Annotated in this window: 19 protein-coding genes and 1 pseudogene; 8 read left to right on the forward strand and 12 right to left on the reverse strand. The window is 73.3% G+C overall.

The genetic code is table 11. The features are described from left to right. Positions 1 to 113 precede the first annotated feature (113 nt). Positions 114 to 3,596, reverse strand: a complete 3,483-nt coding sequence (smc, locus tag JQT67_RS02685) for a chromosome segregation protein SMC (protein WP_208063343.1) — start codon at positions 3,594 to 3,596, stop codon at positions 114 to 116. 184 nt (positions 3,597 to 3,780) lie between these two features. On the opposite strand from smc, the gene JQT67_RS02690 reads away from it, so the two are divergent. The 4 genes from JQT67_RS02690 to JQT67_RS02705 all read left to right on the forward strand — a co-directional run bounded on the left by JQT67_RS02690 (position 3,781) and on the right by JQT67_RS02705 (position 8,115). Continuing rightward, positions 3,781 to 4,404 carry a DUF305 domain-containing protein gene (locus JQT67_RS02690; RefSeq protein WP_243755506.1) on the forward strand — a complete coding sequence of 208 codons (624 nt, stop codon included), beginning with the start codon at positions 3,781 to 3,783 and terminating at the stop codon, positions 4,402 to 4,404. Positions 4,405 to 4,503: 99 nt separating this feature from the next. Next, entirely contained in the window at positions 4,504 to 5,577 is a 1,074-nt protein-coding gene (locus tag JQT67_RS02695; RefSeq protein WP_208063344.1) for a hypothetical protein, read from the forward strand. Further along, a complete protein-coding gene (locus tag JQT67_RS02700) occupies positions 5,574 to 6,674 on the forward strand; it encodes a GNAT family N-acetyltransferase (RefSeq protein WP_208063345.1) in 1,101 nt (366 codons plus the stop codon). The genes JQT67_RS02695 and JQT67_RS02700 overlap by 4 nt, the downstream gene beginning before the upstream one ends. A 22-nt stretch (positions 6,675 to 6,696) precedes the next feature. After that, positions 6,697 to 8,115: an aldehyde dehydrogenase family protein gene (locus tag JQT67_RS02705; RefSeq protein WP_208063346.1), complete on the forward strand. Its 1,419-nt coding sequence runs from the start codon at positions 6,697 to 6,699 to the stop codon at positions 8,113 to 8,115. Positions 8,116 to 8,164: 49 nt separating this feature from the next. On the opposite strand, the gene JQT67_RS02710 is transcribed toward JQT67_RS02705, so the two are convergent. The 5 genes from JQT67_RS02710 to JQT67_RS02730 are packed head-to-tail and all read right to left on the reverse strand — an operon-like array spanning position 8,165 to position 11,170. Beyond that, positions 8,165 to 8,797 carry a DUF2461 domain-containing protein gene (locus tag JQT67_RS02710; protein ID WP_208063347.1) on the reverse strand — a complete coding sequence of 211 codons (633 nt, stop codon included), beginning with the start codon at positions 8,795 to 8,797 and terminating at the stop codon, positions 8,165 to 8,167. 40 nt (positions 8,798 to 8,837) lie between these two features. Beyond that, on the reverse strand, positions 8,838 to 9,719 hold the full coding sequence (gene mutM, locus JQT67_RS02715) for a bifunctional DNA-formamidopyrimidine glycosylase/DNA-(apurinic or apyrimidinic site) lyase (RefSeq protein ID WP_208063348.1): 882 nt from the start codon (positions 9,717 to 9,719) through the stop codon (positions 8,838 to 8,840). 16 nt (positions 9,720 to 9,735) lie between these two features. Continuing rightward, entirely contained in the window at positions 9,736 to 10,440 is a 705-nt protein-coding gene (rnc, locus tag JQT67_RS02720; protein WP_021009301.1) for a ribonuclease III, read from the reverse strand. 22 nt (positions 10,441 to 10,462) lie between these two features. Further along, a complete protein-coding gene (gene rpmF / locus JQT67_RS02725; RefSeq protein ID WP_021009302.1) occupies positions 10,463 to 10,666 on the reverse strand; it encodes a 50S ribosomal protein L32 in 204 nt (67 codons plus the stop codon). Between the two features lie 3 nt (positions 10,667 to 10,669). Continuing rightward, positions 10,670 to 11,170, reverse strand: coding sequence for a DUF177 domain-containing protein (locus JQT67_RS02730; RefSeq protein WP_243755507.1), 501 nt, complete (start codon positions 11,168 to 11,170; stop codon positions 10,670 to 10,672). A gap of 243 nt (positions 11,171 to 11,413) precedes the next feature. Here JQT67_RS02730 and JQT67_RS02735 point away from each other — a divergent pair, with 243 nt between their 5' ends. After that, complete coding sequence (locus JQT67_RS02735; protein WP_208063349.1) at positions 11,414 to 12,436, forward strand: HNH endonuclease signature motif containing protein; 1,023 nt, start codon at positions 11,414 to 11,416, stop codon at positions 12,434 to 12,436. A 396-nt stretch (positions 12,437 to 12,832) separates the two neighbouring features. On the opposite strand, the gene JQT67_RS02740 is transcribed toward JQT67_RS02735, so the two are convergent. After that, positions 12,833 to 13,621, reverse strand: a complete 789-nt coding sequence (locus tag JQT67_RS02740; RefSeq protein WP_208063350.1) for a ZIP family metal transporter — start codon at positions 13,619 to 13,621, stop codon at positions 12,833 to 12,835. Between the two features lie 62 nt (positions 13,622 to 13,683). Here JQT67_RS02740 and JQT67_RS02745 point away from each other — a divergent pair, with 62 nt between their 5' ends. Further along, a complete protein-coding gene (locus tag JQT67_RS02745) occupies positions 13,684 to 15,135 on the forward strand; it encodes an MFS transporter (protein ID WP_307864174.1) in 1,452 nt (483 codons plus the stop codon). Between the two features lie 12 nt (positions 15,136 to 15,147). Here the strand turns inward: JQT67_RS02745 and JQT67_RS02750 are convergent, their stop codons facing one another. Continuing rightward, positions 15,148 to 15,921 (reverse strand): SDR family NAD(P)-dependent oxidoreductase, encoded by a 774-nt coding sequence (locus JQT67_RS02750; protein WP_208063351.1) that lies wholly within the window; start codon positions 15,919 to 15,921, stop codon positions 15,148 to 15,150. A gap of 159 nt (positions 15,922 to 16,080) precedes the next feature. Between JQT67_RS02750 and JQT67_RS02755 the strand changes: the two genes are divergently transcribed. Continuing rightward, positions 16,081 to 17,397, forward strand: a complete 1,317-nt coding sequence (locus tag JQT67_RS02755; RefSeq protein ID WP_243755508.1) for a bifunctional o-acetylhomoserine/o-acetylserine sulfhydrylase — start codon at positions 16,081 to 16,083, stop codon at positions 17,395 to 17,397. A 26-nt stretch (positions 17,398 to 17,423) separates the two neighbouring features. Further along, on the forward strand, positions 17,424 to 18,632 hold the full coding sequence (locus JQT67_RS02760; protein ID WP_208063353.1) for a homoserine O-acetyltransferase: 1,209 nt from the start codon (positions 17,424 to 17,426) through the stop codon (positions 18,630 to 18,632). Positions 18,633 to 18,926: 294 nt separating this feature from the next. On the opposite strand, the pseudogene JQT67_RS13370 reads toward JQT67_RS02760, so the two are convergent. The 4 genes and pseudogenes from JQT67_RS13370 to JQT67_RS02775 form a co-directional block, all read right to left on the reverse strand. Beyond that, positions 18,927 to 19,781, reverse strand: a pseudogene (locus JQT67_RS13370) (glycosyltransferase 87 family protein); the annotation flags it as partial. Positions 19,782 to 19,834: 53 nt separating this feature from the next. Next, on the reverse strand, positions 19,835 to 20,875 hold the full coding sequence (locus tag JQT67_RS02765) for a hemolysin family protein (protein ID WP_208063354.1): 1,041 nt from the start codon (positions 20,873 to 20,875) through the stop codon (positions 19,835 to 19,837). Beyond that, a complete protein-coding gene (locus JQT67_RS02770; RefSeq protein ID WP_021010271.1) occupies positions 20,872 to 22,203 on the reverse strand; it encodes a hemolysin family protein in 1,332 nt (443 codons plus the stop codon). The genes JQT67_RS02765 and JQT67_RS02770 overlap by 4 nt, the downstream gene beginning before the upstream one ends. 102 nt (positions 22,204 to 22,305) lie before the next feature. Continuing rightward, on the reverse strand, positions 22,306 to 23,748 hold the full coding sequence (locus tag JQT67_RS02775; RefSeq protein ID WP_208063355.1) for a GuaB1 family IMP dehydrogenase-related protein: 1,443 nt from the start codon (positions 23,746 to 23,748) through the stop codon (positions 22,306 to 22,308).

Genomic DNA, 23,748 nt, shown 5'->3' on the forward strand with positions numbered 1-23,748 from the left:
GCGGCTGCGTCCGAATCACGCAGGGAGTCGATGTCACGAAGGGAGGCGAGCATCGACTCCCGGCCGTTCGATTCGTCGGGGATCGACTCTCTGGGTGCACCCGCGCGAGCCGGTCAGGCGTCGACGGGCTCCCGCTCGCGCGTCGTCCGCTGCCCGACGACCGCCGAGACCCCGTCCTGCCGCATCGAGACGCCGTAGAGCGCATCCGCGATCTCCATCGTGCGCTTCTGGTGCGTGATGATGATGAGCTGCGAGCTCTCCCGCAGCTGCTCGAAGACCGTCAGCAGCCGGCCGAGGTTCGCGTCGTCGAGCGCCGCCTCGACCTCGTCCATGATGTAGAACGGGCTCGGCCGCGCCTTGAAGATCGCGACCATGAGCGCGACCGCCGCGAGCGAGCGCTCGCCGCCCGAGAGCAGCGAGATGCGGTCGATCTTCTTGCCCGCCGGCCGCACCGTCACCTCGACGCCCGTCTCGAGCATGTTCTCGGGATCGGTGAGCGTGAGCGCGCCCGAGCCGCCCGGGAAGAGGATCGGGAAGACCTCGGTGAACGCGGCCTTCGTGTCCTCGAACGCCGCAGCGAAGATCGTCTCCATCGTCACGTCGAGGTCGGCGATGATCTGCTCGAGGTCCTTGCGCGTCTTCGAGAGGTCGGCGAGCTGCTCGGTGAGGAACGTGTGGCGCTGCTCGAGCGCCGCGAACTCCTCGAGCGCGAGCGGGTTGACGCGGCCGAGCCGCGCGAGCTTGCCCTCCGCCTGCTTGAGCCGCGCCTGCTCCGCCTTGCGGTCCCAGTCCTCGCCCGGTGCGTACTCGGCGACGAGCACCGCCTCCTCGAGGCCGAGCTCGCTGCCGGCGCGCTCGAGCAGGTTCGAGAGGTGCAGCTTCTGCTCGTACGCCTCCATCTCGGCGACGTGCACGTGCTCGGTGAGCTCCTGCAGCCGCTCGCGGAGCGCCCCCTCGCTGCGGCGCAGCTTCCCGAGCTCCTCGTTGCGGTCGCGCCGCGCCGCCTCGCGCTCGGCGAGCACGCCGCGCGCCTCGGCGACCGAGCGCTCGGCGACGCCGAGCACCGGCGGGATGGCGTCGAGCACGCGCGAGGCCTGCTCGCGCTGCCGCTCGCGCAGCACCGCGCGGCGGGCCGCCTCCTCGGCGCGCGCGCGCTGCGCCTCGACGTCGCGCGCGAGCGACTCGGCGCGAGCGAGCTCCGCCCGCACGCGCTCCCGGGCGGTCTCGAGCTCGACGCGAAGGTCGGTCTCCGCCTGGCGCGCCGCTTCGAGCTCGGCGAGCACGCCGTCGCGTGCCGACGCGTCGAGGATCGGCCGCGGCTCGGCGAGGAAGCGGTCGAGCGCGCGCTGCGCGGCCTCGACGCCCGCCGACGCATCCGTCACGCCCGTGCGCGCCTCGGCGAGCGCCGCCCGCGCCCGCTCGTGCTCCCCGGTCGCCGACTCGAGCCGCGCGCGCACGCGCGAGCGCTCCTCGCCGCGCGCGGCGGAGGCCGCGTCGTGCGCGCGCAGCTGCTCGAGCGCGTCGGCGGCGGCGCGCTTCGCCTGCTGGTGCGCCTGCCGGGCACGCTCGAGCGCCTCGGCCTCGCGCTCGATGTCGGCGCGCAGCCGCTCGAGCTGCTCGGTCGCCGCATCGCGCTCGGCGAGCAGCTCGAGCCGCGACTGCGCGTCGTCGGAGCCGCCGCGCATGAGGTACTCGGTCACGAAGTCGCCGCGGCGCGTGACGATCGTCACAGGTCCGCCGAGCTCGAGCGCCGCGATCCGCGGGCCCGCCTCCCGAGCGGCGTCGAGCGAATCGACGACGAAGGTGAGCGCGAGCACCCCGAGCACACCGGCGGGCGCATCCACGACCGTTGGCGCGTGCACGGCGCCCTCGATCGGCGGCACGTCGAAGCGCATCGGCGCGGCATCGCCGACGACCGCCTCGATGCGACCGAGCCCCGCCTCGTGCGCGTGCTCGATCGCGGCCGCAGCCGCGCCGCGCGACTCGGCGAGCACGGCCTCGCCGAGCGTGCCGAGCGCCGCCGCGATCGCCGCCTCGAAGCCCTTCCTCACCTTCACGTGCTCGGCCACGAGCCCCGAGAGCCCGTCGATGCCGGCGCCGAGCAGACCCACGGATGCGTTCCCCGCGTCGAGCGCGACCGTGAGCGCCGAGGCGCGGGCCGCGAGGGCGTCGCGCTCCCGCTCGACGCGGTGCAGGGCGTCGCGCCGCTCGTCGAGTTCGCCAGACAGCGCCGCTTGCCGCTCGTCGGCCTCGCGGTAGGCGACCGCGAGCGCCTCGGCGTCGCCCGCCTCCTCCGCATCGCCGAGCCCCTCGGCGGCCTCGGTCGCGTCGGCGAGCCGCTGCTCGGCGTTCGCGAGCGCCGCCTCGCGGCGCGTGACCTCCGCCTCGCGGGCCGCGAGCGTCGACTGCGCGACGTCGACCTTCGAGCGGTGCCCGGCCGCCTCGAGGTCGTGCTTCGAGACGAGCGCCGCCTGCGCGGCGATCTCCTCGTCGAGCGAGTCGAGGTTCGCGCGCGCCACGGCGGTCGCCGAGGCCGCCTTCGCGAGGCGGCGCTCCGCATCCGCCACCCGGTCCTGCAGGGATCGCGCCTCGTCGCGCGCCGCGGCGACCATGTCGGGCGTCACCAGCGGGCCGGCGTCGCCCATCTCGGGCGCCTCCTCGAGGAGCGCGAGCCGCTGCCCGGCGAGGGCGTGGAGCGACTGCAGCCGCGAGAGCTCCCGCTCGAGCGCGTGCGCGACCGTGCGGGCCCGGTCGACGTCGTCGCCCGCCATCGACTCCTCGATGCGGCTCGCGCGGAGCTTCGCCTGCTCGAGCTGCTCCTGCAGCACGATGCGCTCGGACTTCCGCTCCGACTCCGAGCGGGCGGCCGCCTCGAGCTGGCCGCGCAGGCCGATGACCTCGTCGGCGATGAGCCGCGCGCGGGCGTCGCGCACGGTCGCCTGGATGGTCGCGGCCTCCTTCGCGATCTCGGCCTGCTGGCCGAGGGGCTTGAGCTGCCGGCGGATCTCGCCCGTGAGGTCCTGCAGGCGCGTGAGGTTCGCCTGCATCGCGTCGAGCTTGCGGAGCGTCTTCTCCTTGCGGCGGCGGTGCTTGAGGATGCCCGCGGCCTCCTCGATGTAGCCGCGGCGGTCGGCGGGCGTCGCCTGCAGCACGCTGTCGAGCTGCCCCTGCCCGACGATGACGTGCATCTCGCGGCCGAGGCCCGAGTCGCTCAGCAGCTCCTGCACGTCGAGGAGCCGGCACGACTCGCCGTTGATCGCGTACTCCGAGCCGCCGTTGCGGAACAGGGTGCGCGAGATCTGCACCTCGGCGTACTCGATCGGCAGCGCGCCGTCGGCGTTGTCGATCACGAGCTCGACGTGCGCGCGGCCCAGCGGCCCGGTCGTCGCGGTGCCGGCGAAGATGACGTCCTCCATCTTGCCGCCGCGGAGCGTCTTCGCGCCCTGCTCGCCCATCACCCACGCGAGGGCGTCGACGACGTTCGACTTGCCGGAGCCGTTGGGACCGACGACGCACGTGACACCGGGCTCGAACTGGAACGTCGTGGCGCGCGCGAACGACTTGAAGCCCTTGACGGTGAGGGTCTTGAGGTGCATGCGGCTCCCGGTTCGTGCTCGCACCACCGTAGCCGTGCGGACGACCGTCGCGCGGACGGCGCGCGTTGCGAGGGGCGACGCGCGCACCTAGCGTGGGAGCCCCTGATCGGACGCAGGTTCGCCGATCATCAGCCGGAGCCGCCGCCCCGGGACGCGACGGCCGCGCGAGACCAGGAGCGAGTCGATGAGCGAGCATGACCAGAGCAAGGTGCACGACCAGAGCGAGGGCCACGAGGACGGCGGACAGCACGACAGCACGCTCCCCGGCCGCATGAAGCGCATGTATCTGCGCTTCGCTGCGATGATCCTGACCGCGATGGTCGTGATGTATGCGGCGATGTTCGTCGGCTCGTACGAGTGGAGCCACGTGCGATGGAGCGAGAGCCGGGCCTTCATGACGCTGACCATGGGTGGCACGATGGGGCTGATCATGCTCGCGTGGATGCTCAACATGTACAAGAGCGTGAAGGCGAACGTCGCGATCGTGGTGGTGAGCCTGCTCCTGCTCTGCGGCGGGATCTTCCTGGACAGGAGTCAGATGACCGTGCAGGACTCAGGGTTCATGAGCGCCATGATCCCGCACCACTCGATCGCGATCACCCGTTCCGAGCGGGCGGCCCTCACCGACGTGCGGGTCTGCGAGCTCGCCGTCGAGATCAGTGAGGCGCAGCGGCGCGAGATCTTCGAGATGGAGTGGCTGATCGAGGACATCGAGCGCAACGGCGTGGCTGCCACGCAAGGCGACGCAGCAGCCCGGGCCGTCCCCGAGTACCAGGAGTCAGCAGAGCGAGCCTGCACCACCGGCTGACGTCGAACCGTTCCGGCACCGTGTTGCACGGCAGGCGCGCGCGACCCTATCCTGCAATGCTGCCCGCCGGCATGGCGCCGGTGCAGAGCGGCAGGACCCATGCAGATCGACATCCGCCCCGCCGCGCCGCTGCCTGACGACGACGCGGCCGCGCCCGGCGATGAGCTCCAGCTCGCGTACGAGCTCAACGAGCGCGCGAACGCCGCTCGCTTCGGCGAGGGCATCTACGTCAACACCCTCCCCGAGTTCGCCGCGCTGCTGCGCTCGGACGAGACGGAGCGCATCGACCGGCTCGTCGCCTGGCGGGGTGAGCGGCTCGCGGGCGTGCTCACGACGTACACGACGCTCATCGACTCGACCGACGTCGCCGATCTCAGCCTCCAGTTGGATCCCGCCCTCCCTGCCGGCGAGCAGGCCGCGATCGTCGAGGCGCTCGTGGCGCGCGGCATCGACGAGGCGAGCGCGCGCGGCCGCTCGACGATCGTGGCATCGACCGTCGGCGCGCGCACCGGCCCCGTCACCGCCCGCACGGGCCACGGCGCGGCCGACCCGACGCATCCGGAGGTCGCGCCGCTCGTCGCGCGCGGCTTCGAGCTCGAGCAGGTCTACCGCGTGAGCGTCGCCGATCTCGCCCGGCTGACCGACCTCGACGCGCGGCACGCCGCGGGGCTCGAGCGCGCGGCCGGCTACGAGCTCGTGCGCTGGATCGGCGAGACGCCCGCCGAGCACCGCGAGGGCATGCGCATGCTGCACGAGCGGATGTCGGTCGACGCACCCGTCGCGGGGCTCGCGTGGGAGCCCGAGACCTGGGACGACGCGCGGCTGACCGCGTTCGAGCAGGGCAAGCAGGGCGGGGGCCGCTCACTGCTGACGGTCGCGGCGCGCGAGCGCGCGAGCGGGGAGCTCGCGGGCTTCTCGACCCTCATCCTGCCGACGACCGGCGACGTTGCGCGCCAGCACGACACGCTCGTGACGCAGCCGCACCGCGGCTACGGCCTCGGCATGCTGCTGAAGCTCGACAACATGCTGCGGCTGCGGGAGCTCCGGCCCGAGCTCACGCGCATCGTCACCTGGAACGCGGAGGAGAACCGGCCCATGCTCGCGGTGAACGAGCGGTGCGGCTTCGAGCCGATCGCGTACGAGGCGCAGTGGCAGCGGAAGGACGCGCGATGACCGACCTGCAGCTCGAGTGGCTCGAGCTCGACGCGCCCGCCGACGACCTCGACGAGCCGCGGCTGACGCGCATCGCGCGCTACGTCGACGCCGCAAACCGCGTCACGCAGCACCACTGGGGCGACGACTCGCACGACACGACCGTCGACGAGATCGTCGCGAGCCTCCGCCACCCCGACGACGAGGTGACGCGGCGCTTCCTCGTCACCGAGAGCGGCCGCGACGTCGGTCGCGCGATCGCGTCGATCAACGCCGAGGAGGGCTCGCGCATCGCCTACGTCTCGGCGTGGGTCGTGCCCGAGGAGCGCGGTCGCGGCATCGGGCGCGCGATGGCGGGGCGGCTCGAGCAGATCGGCCGCGAGCTCGGCGCGACGACGCTGCAGTCGTGGGTCGACCACCGGCCGCCTGCCGAGGGCGACGAGGCGATGCCGGCGGTGAGCGGCCACGGCGCGATCGCGCTCGACGCGCCCGCGCGGCTCGCGGTGTCGCTCGGCTACACGCTCGAGCAGATCGACCGCATCTCGGAGCTCGACGCCCTGACGGCGCGCGCCGACCTCGAGCGGCACCGGGCGGATGCGCTCGCGCACGCGGGCGAGGACTACGAGACCCGTGCGTGGCAGGGCCCGACGCCGCCGGAGCTGCTCGACGCGATGGCGGCGCTCCACGGCCGCATGGTCACCGACGCGCCGGCCGCAGGCCTCGACGTCGACGACGAGCGGTGGGACGCCGCTCGCGTGCAGCGGCTCGAGGCCGAGCTGACCGAAGCGGGGCAGACGCTCCTGCACGCGGTCGCGATCCACCGCGCGAGCGGCGAGGCCGTCGCATTCACCGTGCTCGTGCTGCCCGCGCCCGGGCGCCCGGCGTTCCAGGAGGACACCCTCGTGCACGCCGAGCACCGCGGCCACCGGCTCGGCATGCTCGTCAAGGCGGAGAACCTGCTGCAGCTCGGCCGCCTCCACCCCGACCGCACGCGGGTCATCACCTGGAACGCGAGCGAGAACCGCCCGATGCTCGCCGTCAACGAGGCGCTCGGCTTCGTCGCGGTCGGCGCGGAGGGCGCGTGGCAGAAGCGGCTGGGCGACGGAGCCAAGCCATAGCCGCACCTGCCAGCATGGGCGCATGAGCGACCGCGCAACGATCGACGCCCGCCCAGAGGCCCGGCCCGACGCATCCATCGACGGCCTCGCCGCCGAGCTGCGCGAGGCGGTCGAGAGCGGGCTCACGCGACCGCGCGAGTACCGCGAGCGGCAGCTCGACGGCCTCACCGCGATGCTGCTGCAGCACACGTCGCGGTGGGAGGCGGCGCTGAAGGCCGACCTCGGCAAGGGCGAGATCGAGGCGCACCTCACCGAGATCGGCTTCCTCGTCGCGGAGGCGCGCGCCACGAAGCGGTCGCTGCGCCGCTGGATGGCGCCGCGACCGGTCGCCGCGCCGCTCGCGCTGCAGCCCGCGGTGGCGAAGACGCTGGCGCAGCCGCTCGGCGCCGCGCTCATCATCGCCCCGTGGAACTACCCGCTGCAGCTCGCGCTCGCCCCGCTCATCGGCGCGATCGCGGCCGGCTGCGCCGCGGTCGTGAAGCCGAGCGAGGTGGCGCCCGCGACCTCGGCGCTGCTCGCCGAGCTCGCGCCGCAGCACCTCGACCCGCGCTCGGTGCGCGTCGTCGAGGGCGCGGTCGACGAGACGACGGCCCTGCTCGAGCAGCGCTGGGACCTCATCTTCTACACCGGCAACGCGAAGATCGCGCGCGTCGTCGCGGCGGCCGCTGCGAAGCACCTGACGCCGACGATCCTCGAGCTCGGCGGCAAGAGCCCCGCCTACGTGCACCGCTCGGCCGACATCCCGGCGACCGCGCGGCGGCTCGCGTGGGGCAAGTGGATCAATGCCGGGCAGACGTGCGTCGCGCCCGACCACATCCGCGTCGACCGCGAGATCGCCGACGAGCTCGTCGAGGAGCTGCGCCGCGCGACCGCCGAGCAGCTCGGCGACGCGCGCACCTCCCCCGACTACGGCCGCATCGTCAACGGCCGCCACCTCGAGCGCCTCACGGGGCTGCTCGGCAGCGGCACGGTCGTGACGGGCGGCGAGGTCGACGAGGCCGATCGCTTCCTGGCGCCGACGATCCTCGTGGGCGTCGACGACGCATCCCCTGTCATGCAGGAGGAGATCTTCGGCCCGATCCTGCCGGTGCTGCCGGTCGACGGCGTCGACGGCTTCATCGAGACGATGCGCGGCGCAGAGAAGCCGCTCGCGCTCTACGTCTTCGCGAGGGACCGGGATGCGGTGCGTCGCGTCGAGCGCGAGACCTCGTCGGGCGCGCTCGGCGTCAACATCGCGGTCGCGCACGTCGGCGCGGCGGGGCTGCCGTTCGGCGGCGTCGGCGAGAGCGGCTCGGGCGCCTACCACGGCAAGCACTCGTTCGACGCGTTCAGCCACCACCGCTCGGTGCTGTCGAAGCCGACCGCGATCGACACGCTGCGGGTCATCTACCCGCCGTTCAGCTCGTGGCGTGGGCGGCTCGCGAAGCGCATCCTCGGCTGACGCAGTCACCGCTCGTCGAGTAGCCGGCGCAGCCGGCGTATCGAGACGACTACCGCTTCGGCGCGACGTTCCGCACGGCCCACTGCACGAGCGGCTGCAGGTCGTCGACGGTGTCGAAGAGCGCGTCGAGCAGCTCCGGCCCGCCCGCTTGCTCGGGCGACAGGTGCCGCCGCGCCGTGAGGAAGCGGTAGCGCAGCAGCTCGATGCGCGGATGCGACGGGTCGACGCCGCGCGGTGCCGTCTTGATGCGCTCGCCGCCGAGCTCGTAGCCGGCCGCCTCGAGCTCGCGCACGATGCCCTCGAGCTCGGTGCCCGCGGCGACCGCCTCGACGGCCGCGCGGTACGCCTTCGTGAACGACGCATCCCCGAAGAACCCACCGCCCATCGAGACGCCCGTCGCGTCGAGGTTGAGGAACCAGCCGATGCCCGGCGCGCGCTGCGCGAAGAGCCCCTGCCGCGTCTTGTACGGCGTCTTGTCGTGGGCGAAGCGCACGTCGCGGTAGGGCCGGTAGACCTTGACGGCGCTCGCGACGGGCTCGAGCTCCTCGGCCAGCGCCTCGAAGGGGGCGCGCACGTGCTCGTCGTAGCGGTGCTTGTGCTCGAGCCACCACGGCCGCTCGTTGTGCGCCTCGAGGTCTGCGTAGAAGGCGAACGCGTCGGGCGAGAATCCGTCGAAGGCCATCGATCCAGTCTAGGAGCGGTGCCTGGCCGAGGGCCGGGCGTCAGACCGCGATGCCGCGCGGCCGCCGCTGGCAGCGCGGGCAGCGCGTCGACGAGCGGTTCGCCCATGGCTCGCGCACCATGATCGCCCCGCAGCGGTGGCACGGCTGCCCGCCGCGGCCGTAGGCGTGCAGCGAGTGCTCGAAGTAGCCGGCCTGCCCATTGACGTTGACGTACTGCGCGTCGAACGACGTGCCGCCCTCGGCGAGCGCCTGCTCGAGCACCGCGCGCACGTCGGCGAGCAGGGCGAGCGCCCGCGCCTGCGTGAGCCGCTCCCCCGGTGTCGCGTAGTGCAGCCGCGACCGCCAGAGCGCCTCGTCGGCGTAGATGTTGCCGATGCCCGAGACGAGTGTCTGGTCGAGCAGCGCGGCCTTCACGCCCTGCCGACGGCGACGCAGGCGGCGGGCGACGGCGGATGCGTCGAAGCCCGGATCGATCGGATCGAGCGCGATGTGCGCGGCCTGGTCGGGCACGGCGCGGCCCCCGTCGGCCGCGACGAGCGGCCGCACCGCGAGCCCGCCGAAGATGCGTTGGTCGGCGAAGCGGATCTCGATCGGGCCGTGCACCGGCTGGTCGAGCAGCAGCCGGATGCGCGTGTGGCGGTCGGGGGCTGCGCCCGGCTCGCGCACGAGCACCTGCCCCGACATCCCCAGGTGCGCGAGCAGCGCATCCGCCCCGTCCCGGATCGGCACCCACAGGAACTTGCCGCGCCGCTCGGGTGCGCCGAGCGTGCGCCCGACGAGCGCAGCCTCGAACGCGGCGGCGTCGCCGTCGTGGCGGGCGATCGAGCGCGCGTCGAGCACCTCGACGCCCTCGACGCGCGCGCCGGTCACGGCCGGCGCGAGTCCCGCGCGCACGACTTCGACCTCGGGCAGCTCCGGCATGTCAGCGCACCGGCAGTCAGCGCACGGCCGGCGCGCTCAGCAGCCGGTGCGCCTCGAGCGCGGCCGCCATCTCGGCGACCTTCTTGCTCGTGCCCGTGCCCGTCGCGACCGCAGCGTCGTCGATGAGCACGGTCGCGGTGAAGGTCCGCGCGTGGTCAGGGCCCTCGGCCTCGATCGCGTAGGCGGGCGCTCCCCTGCCCTGCGCGGCCGCGAGCTCCTGCAGCGCCGTCTTCGGGTCGAGCGCGGCGCCCGCGCGGAGCGGGTCGTCGAGGAGCGGGCCGACGAGCCGCAGGACGAGGGCGGCGGATGCGGTGTGCCCGGCCGAGAGGAACGCGGCACCGAAGACCGCCTCGAGCGTGTCGGAGAGGATCGAGGGCTTGTCGGCGCCGCCGGACGCCGCCTCGCCCTTGCCGAGCAGGATGTGCTCGCCGAGCCCGATGCCGCGCGCGACCTCGGCGAGCGCGTTCATCGAGACGACGCCCGCGCGCCGCTTGGCGAGCTCACCCTCGGGCAGCTCGGGGAAGCGGCGGTAGAGCTCGATCGTGATCGCCTGGCCGAGGATCGAGTCGCCGAGGAACTCGAGGCGCTCGTTGTGCGGCACGCCGCCGTGCTCGTAGGCCCACGAGCGGTGGGTGAGCGCCAACGACAGCAGCTCGGGGTCGATGTCGACCCCGAGCTGCTCGAGCAGTCGGCGCTGCGCCGTTCCGTGCTGGTCCGTCATGCGACGAAGGGTCCCAGCAGGATCAGACGTCGGCGACCTTGCGGCCCTTGTACTCCATGTACAGCGCGGTGCCGGCCGAGTCCTCGACGACCTTCGCGCGGTGCGGGAGGCTGTAGACGGTCTTGCCGCCCTCGACGGTCTTCACGAGCTTGGGCGCGACGGCCTTCCACTGCGAACGGCGGGCGCGGGTGTTCGACCGCGACATCTTCCTCTTGGGAACAGCCATTGCTCACTCCTTCTTCGGCGCCTGCGCGCCCTCTTCCGACTCGTCGTCGGACACGTCTGATGAGAAACCCTGGAGCGCTGCCCACCGTGGATCGATGGTCTCCGTCGGCTCGTGGACCGTGCCAGGCTCGAGCCGCTCCCCTGTCTCAGGATCGAGTCCTGCACAGTCCGGCCTGTCGACCGGTTGGAACGGCAGCGCCAGCACGACCGCGTCCCGAACCACCGGAAGCATGTCGACAGACTCGTCGACCACGAGGTAGTCGGTTTCCGACGCACCATCATACGCGAACAGCTCGACGAAGTCGACATCGAGGTCGAGGTCGAACTCGGTGAGGCAGCGCGAGCAGGTCGCGAGCGCCGTGACGCTCGCCTGCCCGGTCGCGAGGATGCCCTCGTGCACGCTCTCGAGGCGCACGTCGAGCTCGATGGGCTGGTCGGGCAGCACCGCGGCGAGACCCTCGCCGACCTTGTCGCCGAACGGCGCGGTCTCCTCGACCTCGCGCATGCGGCCCGGCTTGTGCACGATGTCGCGCACGGACAGCGTGAACGGATGCGTGGTGGCCATGCGTCCAGTCTACGGCCGCGCCCTCGACGGCCCCTCCACCGCCCCGCTGAGCCGCGCGCTGCGCCGCGCACGCTGCGCCCCTCCACCCGTCGAGCGACTCCGCTCCTGACCGGGAAGAACTCGTTCTCCACAGCCCTGCTCCGGGCTCGCTCGCGTGTCAGTGGCCCGTGGTGGAATGCGTGCATGGATGAGTGGTCGGGGCTCGATGCGGAGGAGTACATCGCGTCGATCCGTGCGGGCGCGATCGACCCGCGCGGGCGCACCGCGGACGAGCTCGAGGAGGAGCTGGCCGCCTACGACCGGGACTGGGCGGAGCGGCTCGCGCGCCTGAGCGACGCGGAGGTCGAGGAGCTCATCGCCGGCCGCATGCAGGTGCCGCCGCTGCCGGGCACGATCGATGATCTCCCCGAGCACGTGCGGGAGGAGGCCGAGCTCGCGGGCCGGATCAAGGCGATCGAGCTGCGCCGCGCGCGGCTGGAGTCCGAAGAGCGTGAGCTGCTCGCGGGCCGGCTGCAGCAGCTGCGCGATCGCGGCGGCGACATCGGCATGGCCGTCAAGGAGAGCGCCTCCAACCTCGCGGCCGAGCTGCGCCTCTCCGACCGCGCCATGGAGCGGAAGCTCACCGGCGCGTGGCTGACCGTCACCGACCTGCCCGCCGCGCACGCGTCCCACAAGGCCGGCCGCATCACCGGCACGCACCTGCGCGCGATCGAGCAGGCCACCGAAGCGCTCCGCACCGACCCGGAGCGGCTGTTCCTCCACCCCGTCACCGGCGTCCCGGTCGCGGTCGACACGTACAAGCCCAACCGGGCCATGCGGCGCTGGCTCCAGCGCCGCGACGGCCGACGCCGCTGGCCCGGCTGCACCAACCGCGTCTCCCGCGCCGACGCCGACCACACCATCGCCCACGCCGAGGGCGGACCCACCACCCTCCGAAACCTCGCCCACCTCTGCCGCCGACACCACCTCATGAAGCACGCCACCGCCTGGACCGTCCGCCAGCTCGACCAAGGCGTCCTCGAATGGACCAGCCCCACAGGGAAGATCTACCTCGACGAGCCAGAGCCCGCCGGACCCGCGTTCGTCGACCGCGGCGTCGACATCTGGGACCTCTCGAGCGACGAACCGGCGCAGTGCACCGCGAGCGACCCGCCATGGGCACACCTCCAGGACTGCACCTGCGACCTCGCCGGTCAAGCCGTCTGACCGCACGCCGCGCCGCGATGCGATGCCGTCTCGCAGGTCGGGACTTCCGGAGCATGCAACTGAGGCATAGCGTGCTGGCATGATCGGCGGCGCGACGGTGCCGGTGCTCGAGTTCAAGGCGATGATGCGGGGCATCCCCGCTCGCATCCTGGTCTTCCGGCACCGCATCGAGTGGAGCTGCAGCACGAGCCTCGGCATCCTCACCAGGGGCGTGCTGGCATCCGCCACCGACGGTGGGGCAGAGGTCGGCGCTCGCACGGGCGATGACGAGACGGGCACCATCCCGCTGCCGCAGCTCTCGTCAGTCACAGCCGAGCGCGTCGGCCTCCACTCCCGGGTCACGCTGCGGGCGCACGCCGCCATCGCGGCCGGGCCCGATGCGGCTGCTCGGCACGCTCAGGCGAGCGAGAGCACGAACGACAGCACGAAGCCCGCGGCCGTGCTCATCGCGACGGCGGGGCCGCCGTGCTCGTACGCCTCGGGCATGAGCGTGTCGGCGAGCGAGGCGATCACCGCGCCGGCGGCGAACGCAAGTGGGAGCGAGATCGTCTCGGCCTCGGCGCTCGCGAGCGGCCCGGCGCCGAGCACGACCGCGCCGACGAGCAGGAGCGCGCAGACCGACCACAGCCCGAGCACCTTGCGGCCCGACATCCCCTGCTCCTTCATCGAGGATGCGCCGACGAGCGCCTCGGGGAGGTTCGAGACGAAGATCGCCGCGAGCAGCGCGAGGCCGCCCGAGCCCTCCGTGAGCGAGACGCCGAGCGCGACGTTCTCGGGGACGCCGTCGAGCGTCACGGCGGCGAGCAGCGCGAGCCCCGCGGTGCCGCGCGTCGAGGCCTTCGAGGCCCGCGCATCCGTCGCCGCCGCATCCGTGTCGAGCTTCGCGCTCCCCGCGACCTCGTCGGCGGGAGCGCCCTTGCCCGGCTGCGCGGCGCGATCGAGCAGTGCGCTCAGCAGCGTGAACACGAGCGCGCCGACGAGGAGGCCGATCGCCGCGCGCCAGATGCCGCCCATCTCGTAGGCGTCCTCGAAGAGCTCGAACGCGAGCGCAGTGACGAGCGCCCCGGCGGCGAACGAGAGCAGGATCGCGAGCACGCGCTTCGGCAGCTCGAATCGCATCCCGACGAGCGCGCCCACGATGAGCGCGCTCGAGGCGACCGCGCCGAACAGCAGAGCCTGCGGCATGCCTCAGGGTACGACCGGCGCCTCGTCGCTGCACAGGCCTGCGGAGGTGCCATGATGCACGCGTGTCGACGTCGCGCGCCGTGCCCCTCGCCCTCATCGGTTGGCTCGTGTGCGTCGAGCTGACGAGCGGGGTGCTGCAGGGCTGGTACGTCACGCTCACGCCCGACATCGCCCGCCACCTCGACGTCACGGACGCCGACGTCAACTGGTTCGAAGCCGGGCAGCTGCTGCTCTCGGCGCTCTTCGTGCCGATCCTCGCGAAGCTCGGCGACATGCACGGCCACAAGCGCATGCTGCTGCTCTCGACCGCGATCACCGCCGCGGCGAGCTGGTGGATCGCCTTCGCGGGCGACTTCACGAGCTACCTCATCGCCTTCTCGCTGCAGGGCGCCTACGCGGTGTGGCTGCCGCTCGAGGTCGCGCTCATCTTCGACCGCGGCCGCCGCACAGGCGTCGCACCGTCGACGACCCGCCGCGCCGCGGGCCTGCTCGTCATCGCCCTCGAAGCGGGAGCGATCCTCGGCGCCCTCGGCTCCGCCGCCGCCCTCGGCGCCTTCGGCGACGCCATCCCGCCGACCCTCATGGTGCCGGCCGCGATGGTGACGCTCACGTTCTTCGCGATCCTCTGGGGCGTGCCGGAGTCGGAGCCGCTCCCCGACCGCCGCCTCGACGCCGGCGGCTTCGTGCTGCTCGCGCTGTCGCTCCTCACCATCACCTCTGGCCTCACGTTCCTCAAGATCGGCGGGCTCGAGGCGTGGTGGGGCTGGGCCGTCATGGCGCTCGGCGTGCTGCTGCTCCTCCCCTTCGGCCGCTGGGTGCTCGGCAAGGCCGATCCCGCGATCGACCTGCGCGTCATGCGGCAGCCGTCGATGTGGCCCGTGCAGCTCACCGCGGGACTCGTCGGCGTGAGCCTGCTCGGCGCGCAGACGCCGCTCGCGACCTACGCCGGCACGGATCCCTCGCTCGGCTACGGCCTGGGGCTCGACGCGACCGGCCGCTCGCTCCTCATCGGCGTCTACCTGCTCGCGCTCATCGTCGGCGCCGGCGCGCTCGCCGCGCTCTCCACGCGCATCCGACCCCGACTGCTCCTCATCATCGCCTCGACGCTCGTCGGCGTCGGCTACCTGCTGCTCGTGCCGTTCCACCTCGAGATCTGGCAGGTCTTCGCCTGCATGGCGGTCGCGGGCATCGGCTCGGGCGCGCTCGTCGGCGCGCTACCGGCCGCGGCTGCGGCGGCCGCACCCCGTGGGCAGACGGGCGTCGCGACCGGCATGACGAACACGACGAAGACGATCGGCGGCTCGTTCGCGTCGTCGATCTTCGCGATCGTGCTCGCGGTCGGCGCCGTCGGCACCGCCGCGAGCCTCGGCGGCTACATCGTCGTGTGGATCATCTGCGGCGTGACGGCGCTCGTCGCCGCGGCGGCGCTCGTCGCCGTGCCGCGGCTCGCGTTCGCCGACCCCGAGCCGGTCGTCGAGGCCGTGCCGGGCGCGACGCCGGCGCCGCGCTCCTAGGCGGCCAGAGGATCAGTCCTTCGCGGTGAGCGGTCCGCGGTGGACGATCCACGGATGCGTCTGCGCCACCGGCTTGATGATCGTCTCGTCGACCGAGACATGGCCGGGCAACGCGAGGATGTCGGTCATGACGCGCGCGACGTCATCCGCCGAGAGGGGGTCCTGCACGTCCTTGTAGACCGCATCCGCCTTCTCCTTGTCGCCCTCGAACCGGACGAGGCTGAACTCCTCGGTCCAGACCATGCCCGGCGCGACCTCCATCACGCGGATCGGCTCGCCCGCGAGCTCGAGCCGCAGCACGTCGACGAGCTGCTTCTCGGCCGACTTCGCCGCGTTATAGCCCGAGCCGCCCGTGTAGGGCACCGTCGCCGCGATCGACGTCACGACCATGATCTCGGCGTAGGAGCCGTCGCGCGTCGATTCGCGCAGGAGCGGCAGCAGCGCGTCGATGACGCGCTTCGTGCCGATGACGTTGGCCTCGAACATCCAGCGCCAGTCGTCGATCGACGTCTCGGCGAGGGGCGCCGCGCCCTTCGCACCGCCCGCGACCTGCACGAGCCCCGTCGGCCGGAACGCCGCCGCCGCCTCCGCGAGCCGCGCGATGTCGGACTCGTCGGTGAGGTCGGCCGCGAGGACCTCGCAGCCGGTGTCGCGCTGCAGCGCCTCGAGCCGCTCCGCGCGGCGCGCGACCGCGAGCACGCGCCAGCCGCGCTGGACCGCCTGGCGCGCGACCGCCTCCCCGATGCCGCTCGATGCCCCCGTGACGACGATCCGCTTCTCGCTCATGCCGCCATGCAAGCAGGCGGCGGCCGATCGGCGCCACTCGGCCCGAGGCCCGAGGAGCCGGAGTGTTACGCCGTGCGACGCGATCGGCTGGCCCGATCGCGCGATCGACCGCACGATGGAGCACGACCCAGCTCGGCATCGACCCGCAAGGAGCACCCCATGAGCGACTGGAAGTTCGAGACCCTCCAGGTCCACGCGGGCGCGCAGCCCGACCCGACGACGAAGGCGCGCATCACGCCCGTCTACCGCACGACCTCCTACGTGTTCGACAGCACCGAGCACGCTGCCCGCCTGTTCGGCCTCGCCGAGCTCGGCAACATCTACTCGCGCATCATGAACCCGACCAACGACGTCGTCGAGCAGCGCCTCGCGGCGCTCGAAGGGGGCAGCGCCGCCCTCCTGCTCGCGTCGGGCCAGGCCGCGAGCACCTACGCCGTGCTCAACATCGCGAGCGCCGGCGACCACATCGTCTCGTCGTCGTCGATCTACGGCGGCACCTACAACCTCTTCAGCTTCACGCTCAAGCGGCTCGGCATCGACGTCACCTTCGTCGAGGACCAGGACGACCTCGACGAGTGGCGCCGCGCCATCCGCCCCGAGACGAAGCTGCTCTTCGCCGAGACGATCGGCAACCCGCGCATCAACCTGCTCGACATCGCGGGCGTCTCGGGCGTCGCGCACGACGCCGGCGTGCCGCTCATCGTCGACAACACGATCGCGACGCCCTACCTCATCCGCCCGCTCGAGCACGGCGCCGACATCGTCATCCACTCGGCGACGAAGTTCCTCGGCGGCCACGGCTCGGTCGTCGCAGGCGCCATCGTCGACGGCGGCCGCTTCGCGTGGTCGGAGTCCGACAAGTTCCCGGGCCTCACGACGCCGGACGAGTCGTACCACGGCGTCACCTACACCGAGGCGCTCGGCGACGCGATCGCCTACATCCTCAAGGCGCGCGTCACGCTCCTCCGCGACGTCGGCGCATCCGCCGCGCCCGACACCGCGTGGCAGCTGCTGCAGGGCATCGAGACGCTCTCGCTGCGCCTCGACCGCCACGTCGAGAACGCGACCGCCGTGGCGCGCTTCCTCGAGGCGCACCCGCAGGTCGCGGCCGTGCACTACGCGGGCCTCGAGTCGAGCCCGTGGCACGAGCGCGGCCGCGAGCTCGCGCCGCGCGGCACCGGCGCCGTGCTCTCGTTCGAGCTGCGCGGCGGCGTCGAGGCCGGCAAGGCGCTCGTCGAGTCGCTCGAGCTCTTCAGCCACCTCGCCAACATCGGCGACGTGCGCTCGCTCGTCATCCACCCCGCGTCGACGACGCACGCGCAGCTCACGCCCGAGCAGCAGCTGAGCGCGGGCGTCACGCCCGGGCTCGTGCGCCTCTCGGTCGGCATCGAGCACGTCGACGACCTCATCGCCGACCTCGGTCGCGGCCTCGACGCCGCCGCCGCGAAGTCGGCGGAGCTCTCGGCGAGCGCCTGAGCGCCGACGGGCACGGGCGGGCACGCGTGGACTGGCAGCTGAGCGACGACGCGCAGCCGGCCTCGCGCGTGCCCGCGGCGCGGCTCGTCGAGGCGCAGCCCGACGCGCGCCCCGTGCCCGTCACGGGCGCGTGGCGACCGGGCGACGACCCCGGCGAGCGGCGCTTCGCCCGCATCGGCGACGTCGAGACCGAGTCGGGCGGCACGATCCCGGATGCGGTGCTCGCGTTCGAGACGTGGGGTCGCCTCGACGAGCGCGCGGAGAACGCCGTGCTCGTGCTGCACGCGCTCACGGGCGACAGCCACGTGCGCGGACCCGCCGGCCCGGGCCACGCGACGGCAGGCTGGTGGGAGGACGTCGTGGGCCCCGGCCGCGCGATCGACACCGACCGCTTCTTCGTCGTGGCCCCCAACATGCTCGGTGGCTGCCAGGGCTCGACGGGGCCGGCCTCGCTCGACCGCGACGGCCGCGAGTGGGGCTCGCGCTTCCCGCGCGTGACCGTGCGCGACCAGGTCGAGGCGCAGCGCCGGCTCGCCGACCAGCTCGGCATCCGCCGCTGGCACGCGGTCGTCGGCGGATCGATGGGCGGCATGCACGCGCTCGAGTGGGCCGTCGCGCTCCCCGAGCGTGTCGGCGCCGCCGCGCTGCTCGCCTCCAACGCCGCGACGAGCGCCGACCAGATCGCCCAGAACACCCTGCAGATCGAGGCCGTCACGACCGATCCCGGCTGGCTCGGCGGCGACTTCTACGACCTGCCCGGCCACGCGGGCCCCGCTCGCGGCCTCGCGCTCGCGCGCCGCATGGCGATGCTCGGCTACCGCTCGCAGCAGGAGCTCAACGAGCGCTTCCGCCGCGAGTGGCAGTCGAGCGTCGACCCGCTGCACGGCGGGCGCTTCCAGGTCGAGTCCTACCTCGACGTGCACGGCAACCGCTTCACGCGCCGCTTCGACGCCGGCTCCTACGTGCGGCTCGTCGACGCGATGTCGACGCACGACGTCGGCCGCGGCCGCGGCGGCGTCGAGGCCGCGCTCGAGCGCGTCACCGCGCCGACGCTCGTCGTCGGCATCTCGAGCGACCGGCTCTTCCCGGTCGCCGACCAGCGGCGGCTCGCGTCAGGGATCCCGACGAGCGTCTCGGGCCCCGAGCCCGTCGTGCTCGAGAGCGGCTTCGGCCACGACGCGTTCCTCATCGAGTCGGGCCGCGTCGGCGAGCTGCTGTCGACGCTCCTCGCCTGATACGCCGACCGGGCCGACGCGCGCGGCCCGCACGAGCATCCACACCGCCCCGACGAGGAGCGCGACGTGGAGCGCGTTCCGCGCCGTCAGCAGCGCGACCGCCGCGGGGTGCGCCGCGACGAGCCAGTCGTAGGTCCACGGGAACTGCAGCTGGGTGAGCGCCGCGACGAGCGCGATCGCGCCGACGCCGATCCAGTGCCGCCGCGCGCCCGCCTCGGCGAGCAGCAGCGCGGGCACGAACAGCCACAGCACGAACTGCGGCGAGCCGACCTTGTTCGTCACGATCATCGCCTCGACGAGCGCGACCGCGAGCCACACGATCGCCTCCCGCCGGTGCGCGCGCCGCACCGCGAGCGCGCCGAGGGCGCCGATCGCGAGCACCGCCGCGACGAGCACCGGGGTCGCGAGCGCCGCGACCGCGCCGACGCCGTCGCCCTCGACCTGGAACGTGTAGATCTGCCGGTCGAAGAGCACGTGCGCCTCGCCCGCGCTCGCGAGCCACAGGTACGGCGTCGCCGCGATCGCCTCGATCTGCAGCCCGCGATCGTCCTGCTCGGTGAGGAACGAGAGCGCGTGCTCCGAGCCGAGGAGCGCGGCGAGCGCGAGCACCGCGGCCGAGACGAGCGCGCCCGCCGCGACCACGCGCATCCGCTCGCGCCGCACGACGAGCAGCGCGAGCCACAGCACGCCCGGCCACACCTTCATCCACGCGCCGATCGTGAACAGGGCCGCCGCGACGCCCGGCCGGTCGCTGCGCAGCGCGACGATCGCGATGACGCACAGCGCGACGACGACCGTGTCGATGCGAGCGATCGCGACGGGGCCGAGCGCGACGAGGAGCGCGAGCCACGTCCACGCCATGACGAGCCCGCGCGGCACGCGCAGCAGCAGCGCGAGCGCGACCGCGTCGAGCGCCGTGACGAGCAGCATCCACACGAGCGGCAGCGCCGCGGTGCCGAAGGCGCTCGAGGCGAGGATCGGCGCCCATGCGAGCAGCGGGTAGACCCACGGCTCGTCGACGCCGAGCCACTGCCCCGGTCTGCCCTCGGCGCCGAGCCCCTGCTCGACCCAGAACGGGTAGACCGTCAGCACGTCGCCGTAGGCATCCGAGACGCTCGGCAGGGCGAGGATCGCGAGCAGCGCGTGCACGCCGCCGAAGGCGAGCCACAGCCATGTTCGAGCCTGGCACGCCCGAGCCTGGCTCAGAAGAGCCTCCTGGTCGCGTCGCGCACCTCGCCGACGAGCTCCTCGATGATGTCCTCGAGGAACAGCAGCCCGGTCGTGTCGCCGTTCGCGTCGAACGAGCGCGCGATGTGCGCGCCGGTCGAGCGCATGAGCGCGAGGGCGTCCTCGAGCTCGGCGTCCTGGTAGATCGAGGCGAGCTGGCGGATGCGCTTGGCCGGCACGGGCACGTCCATCTCGGCGTCGTCGGCCCCCAGCACGTCCTTCACGTGCACGTACCCGCTCGGCATGCCCTCGGCATCCGAGACGACGTAGCGCGAGAAGCCGCGCTCGCGCACGGCGGCCTCGAGGTCGGCCGGCGTCGCGCGCGCGGGCAGCGTGACGATCTCGTCGAGCGGGAGCGCGACGTCGCGCACGCGGCGCTCGGTGAACTCGAAGGTGCGCGAGATCGCGCCCGTCGGGTCGAAGAGCACGCCCTCGCGCTTCGAGGTCTCGACGATCGTCTCGACCTCGTCGATCGTGAAGGCGCTCGCCGCCTCGGCGACCGGCTGCACGCGGAACAGGCGCAGGATGCCGTTCGCGACCTCGTTCATCGCCCAGATGACGGGCTTGAAGATGCGCGAGATGAGCACGAGCGGCGGCGCGAGCAGCAGCACGGCGCGGTCGGGCACCGAGAACGCGGCGTTCTTCGGCACCATCTCGCCGAGCACGACGTGCAGGTAGGTGACGAGCAGCAGCGCGATGACGAACGCGACGACCGAGACGACCTCGGGCGCGAGGCCCGTCCACTCGAGCGGTCCCTCGAGCAGGTGGTGGATCGCCGGCTCGGAGACGTTGAGGATGAGCAGCGAGCAGATCGTGATGCCGAGCTGGCACATCGCGAGCATGAGCGAGACGTGCTCCATCGCCCACAGCGCGAGCTTCGCCGCGCGGTTGCCGCGGTCGGCGAGCGGCTCGATCTGGCTGCGGCGCGCGGAGATGACCGCGAACTCGGCGCCGACGAAGAACGCGTTGGCCGCGAGCAGGATGAACAGCCACATGATGCCGAGCCAGTCGTTCATCGCTCCCCCTCCGCGGCTTCGCGGGCCGGCTCGCTCGCCGGCTCGTCCTCGATGAAGCGCACGCGATCGACGCGCCGCCCGTCGACCCGGTCGACGCGCAGCGTGCCGCCCTCGACGCGCACGGTGTCGCCGACGCTCGGCAGCGTGCCGAGCTCGGCCATGATGAAGCCGCCGATCGTCTCGAACGGGCCCTCCTCCGGCACCGCGACGCGCGCGCGCTCGAGCAGCTCGTCGGGCCGGAAGGAGCCGGGGAACGTCACCCAGCCGGGGCCGCGCACGACCTCGACGTGCATGCGGTCGTGCTCGTCGGAGACCTCGCCGACGACCTCCTCGACGAGGTCCTCGAGGGTCACGATGCCGGCGGTGCCGCCGTACTCGTCGACGACGACCGCCATCTGGTAGCCGCGCTCCTTGAGGTCGCCGAGCAGCGCGTCGAGGTGCACCGACTCGGGCACGCGGTGCGGCTCCTCTGCGATCGCGGCGACCGGCACGTCGGCGCGCCGCTCGCGCGGCACCGAGATCGCCTGCTTGACGTGCGCGATGCCGAGCACCTCGTCGAGGTCGCCGTCGACGACCGGGAACCGGCTGAGGCCCGTCTGGTGCGCGAGCTGCACGAGGTCGGCGACGGATGCGCTGCGCTCGATCGCCTGCACGCGCGGCCTGGGCGTCATGACGTCGCCCGCCGAGAGCTCGGAGAAGCGCAGCGTGCGGGAGAGCAGCGTCGCGGCGCCGACGTCGAGCGCGCCCTCCATGGCGCTGCGGCGCACGAGCGTCGAGAGCTCCTCGGCGGTGCGGGCGCCCGAGAGCTCCTCCTTCGGCTCGAGGCCGATCGAGCGCAGGATGCCGTTGGCCGAGCCGTTGAGGCCGAGCACCGCGGGCCGGAAGACCGCGGTGAACGCGCGCTGGAACGGCGTGACGCCGATCGCGGTGCCGAGCGGCTTCGCGAGCGCGAGGTTCTTGGGCACGAGCTCGCCGACGATCATCGAGAGGATCGTCGCGCCCGTCATGGCGATGACGCTCGAGACGGGGCCGGCGACGCCCTCGGCGAGTCCCCACGAGACGAGCACGGGCGAGAGCTGCCGCGAGATCGCCGGCTCCATCGTGTAGCCCGTCAGGAGCGTCGTGAGCGTGATGCCGAGCTGCGCGCTCGAGAGGTGCGTCGAGGTCTGGCGGAGCGCCTTGATCGTGCCGTCGAGGCGCTTCTCGCCGCGCTCGCGGCGCGCTTCGAGATCCGCGCGATCGAGGTTGACGAGCGCGAACTCGCTCGCGACGAAGAGGCCGGTCCCGACGGTGAGGATGACGCCGATGCCGATGAGCAGCGCATCCATCAACGGGTCGGTTCCGGCCGCGGACTATGACTGTTGTCGTCGTTCACGGCGACATTCTAGACGAGCGGCATCGGTGCATCCCCGCTGTCGGGGCGCCGCTCGTCACCACGAGACCGGGAGGGCCTTGCCCTCCTCGTAGCCGGCCGCCGACTGCACGCCGACGCGCGCCCGCTCGCGGAACGCGGGCACCGAGTCGGCGCCCGCGTACGTGAAGGAGGAGCGCACGCCGGCGGTGATCATGTCGACGAGGTCCTCGACGCTCGGGCGGGCGGGGTCGAGCAGGATCGTCGAGGTCGAGATGCCCTCGGCGAAGAGCTGCTTGCGCGCGAGCTCGTAGGCGTCGAGCTGCCCGAAGCGGCCCACGACCGCGCGCGTCGACGCCATCCCCCACGACTCCTTGAAGAGCCGCCCCTGCGCGTCGCGCTGCAGGCGACCGGGGGCCTCGATCGTGCCCGCGAACCACGAGCCGATCATGACGCTCGAGGCGCCCGCGGCGAGCGCGAGCGCGACGTCGCGCGGGTAGCGCACGCCGCCGTCGGCCCACACGCGCGCGCCGAGCTCGAGCGCCGTCGTCGACGTGTCGAGCACGGCCGAGAACTGGGGGCGGCCGACCGCCGTCATCATCCGGGTCGTGCACATCGCGCCCGGGCCGACGCCGACCTTGAGGATCGAGGCCCCCGCGGCGACGAGGTCGCGCACGCCGTCGGACGAGACGATGTTGCCCGCCGCGATCGGGAGCTCGTCGCCGACGGCCGCGCGCACCTCCTCGAGCGCGCGCAGCATGCCGGCCTGGTGGCCGTGGGCCGTGTCGACGACGATGACGTCGGCGCCCGCCTCGACGAGCGCGGCCGCCTTCGCGCCCGGGTCGCCGTTGATGCCGACCGCCGCGGCGACGCTGAGCCTGCCACCGGCGTCGAGCGCGGGGCGGTAGATGTCGGCGCGCAGCGCGCCGAGCCGCGAGGCGAAGCCGATGAGGCGGCCGTCGTCGACGACGGGCGCGACCGCGACGCCCTCGCGCTCGAGCGCCGCGAACATCGACCGGCCGTCGGCGACGTCGGCGGGCGCGAGCTCGGGCAGGCGCGAGTGGAGCAGGTCGCCGAGCGTCGCGTCGGGCAGCGCGTGGCCGAGCCGCTCGGCCGGGATCGCGCCGAGCAGCGCGCCGTCGGCGTCCTCGACCGCGACCGCGTGGCCCTCGAGCGCCGGGACGCGCTCGAGCACGTCCTGCACGACGTCCCCGGGCGCTGCGCGGTGCGGCGACTCGAGGGCGATGGGCTGCGCCTTGACCCACGCGATCGACGCGACGGTCTGCTCGAGCGGCGGGTCCTGCGTGAGCACGGCGAGCCCGCCGCGGCGCGCGAGCGTCGCCGCCATGCGGGGGCCCGTGACCGAGTTCATGTTCGACGCGACGAGCGGGAGCGTCGCGCTCGTGCCGTCGTCGGGGGCGAGGTCGACCGCCATGCGCGACCCGACGTCGCTGCGACTGGGGACGAGGAAGACGTCGGAGTAGGTGAGGTCGTGCTCCGGGACGTCGTCGATGAAGCGCAT

Source organism: Agrococcus sp. TF02-05 (assembly GCF_017565345.1).
GTDB lineage: Bacteria > Actinomycetota > Actinomycetes > Actinomycetales > Microbacteriaceae > Agrococcus > Agrococcus pavilionensis.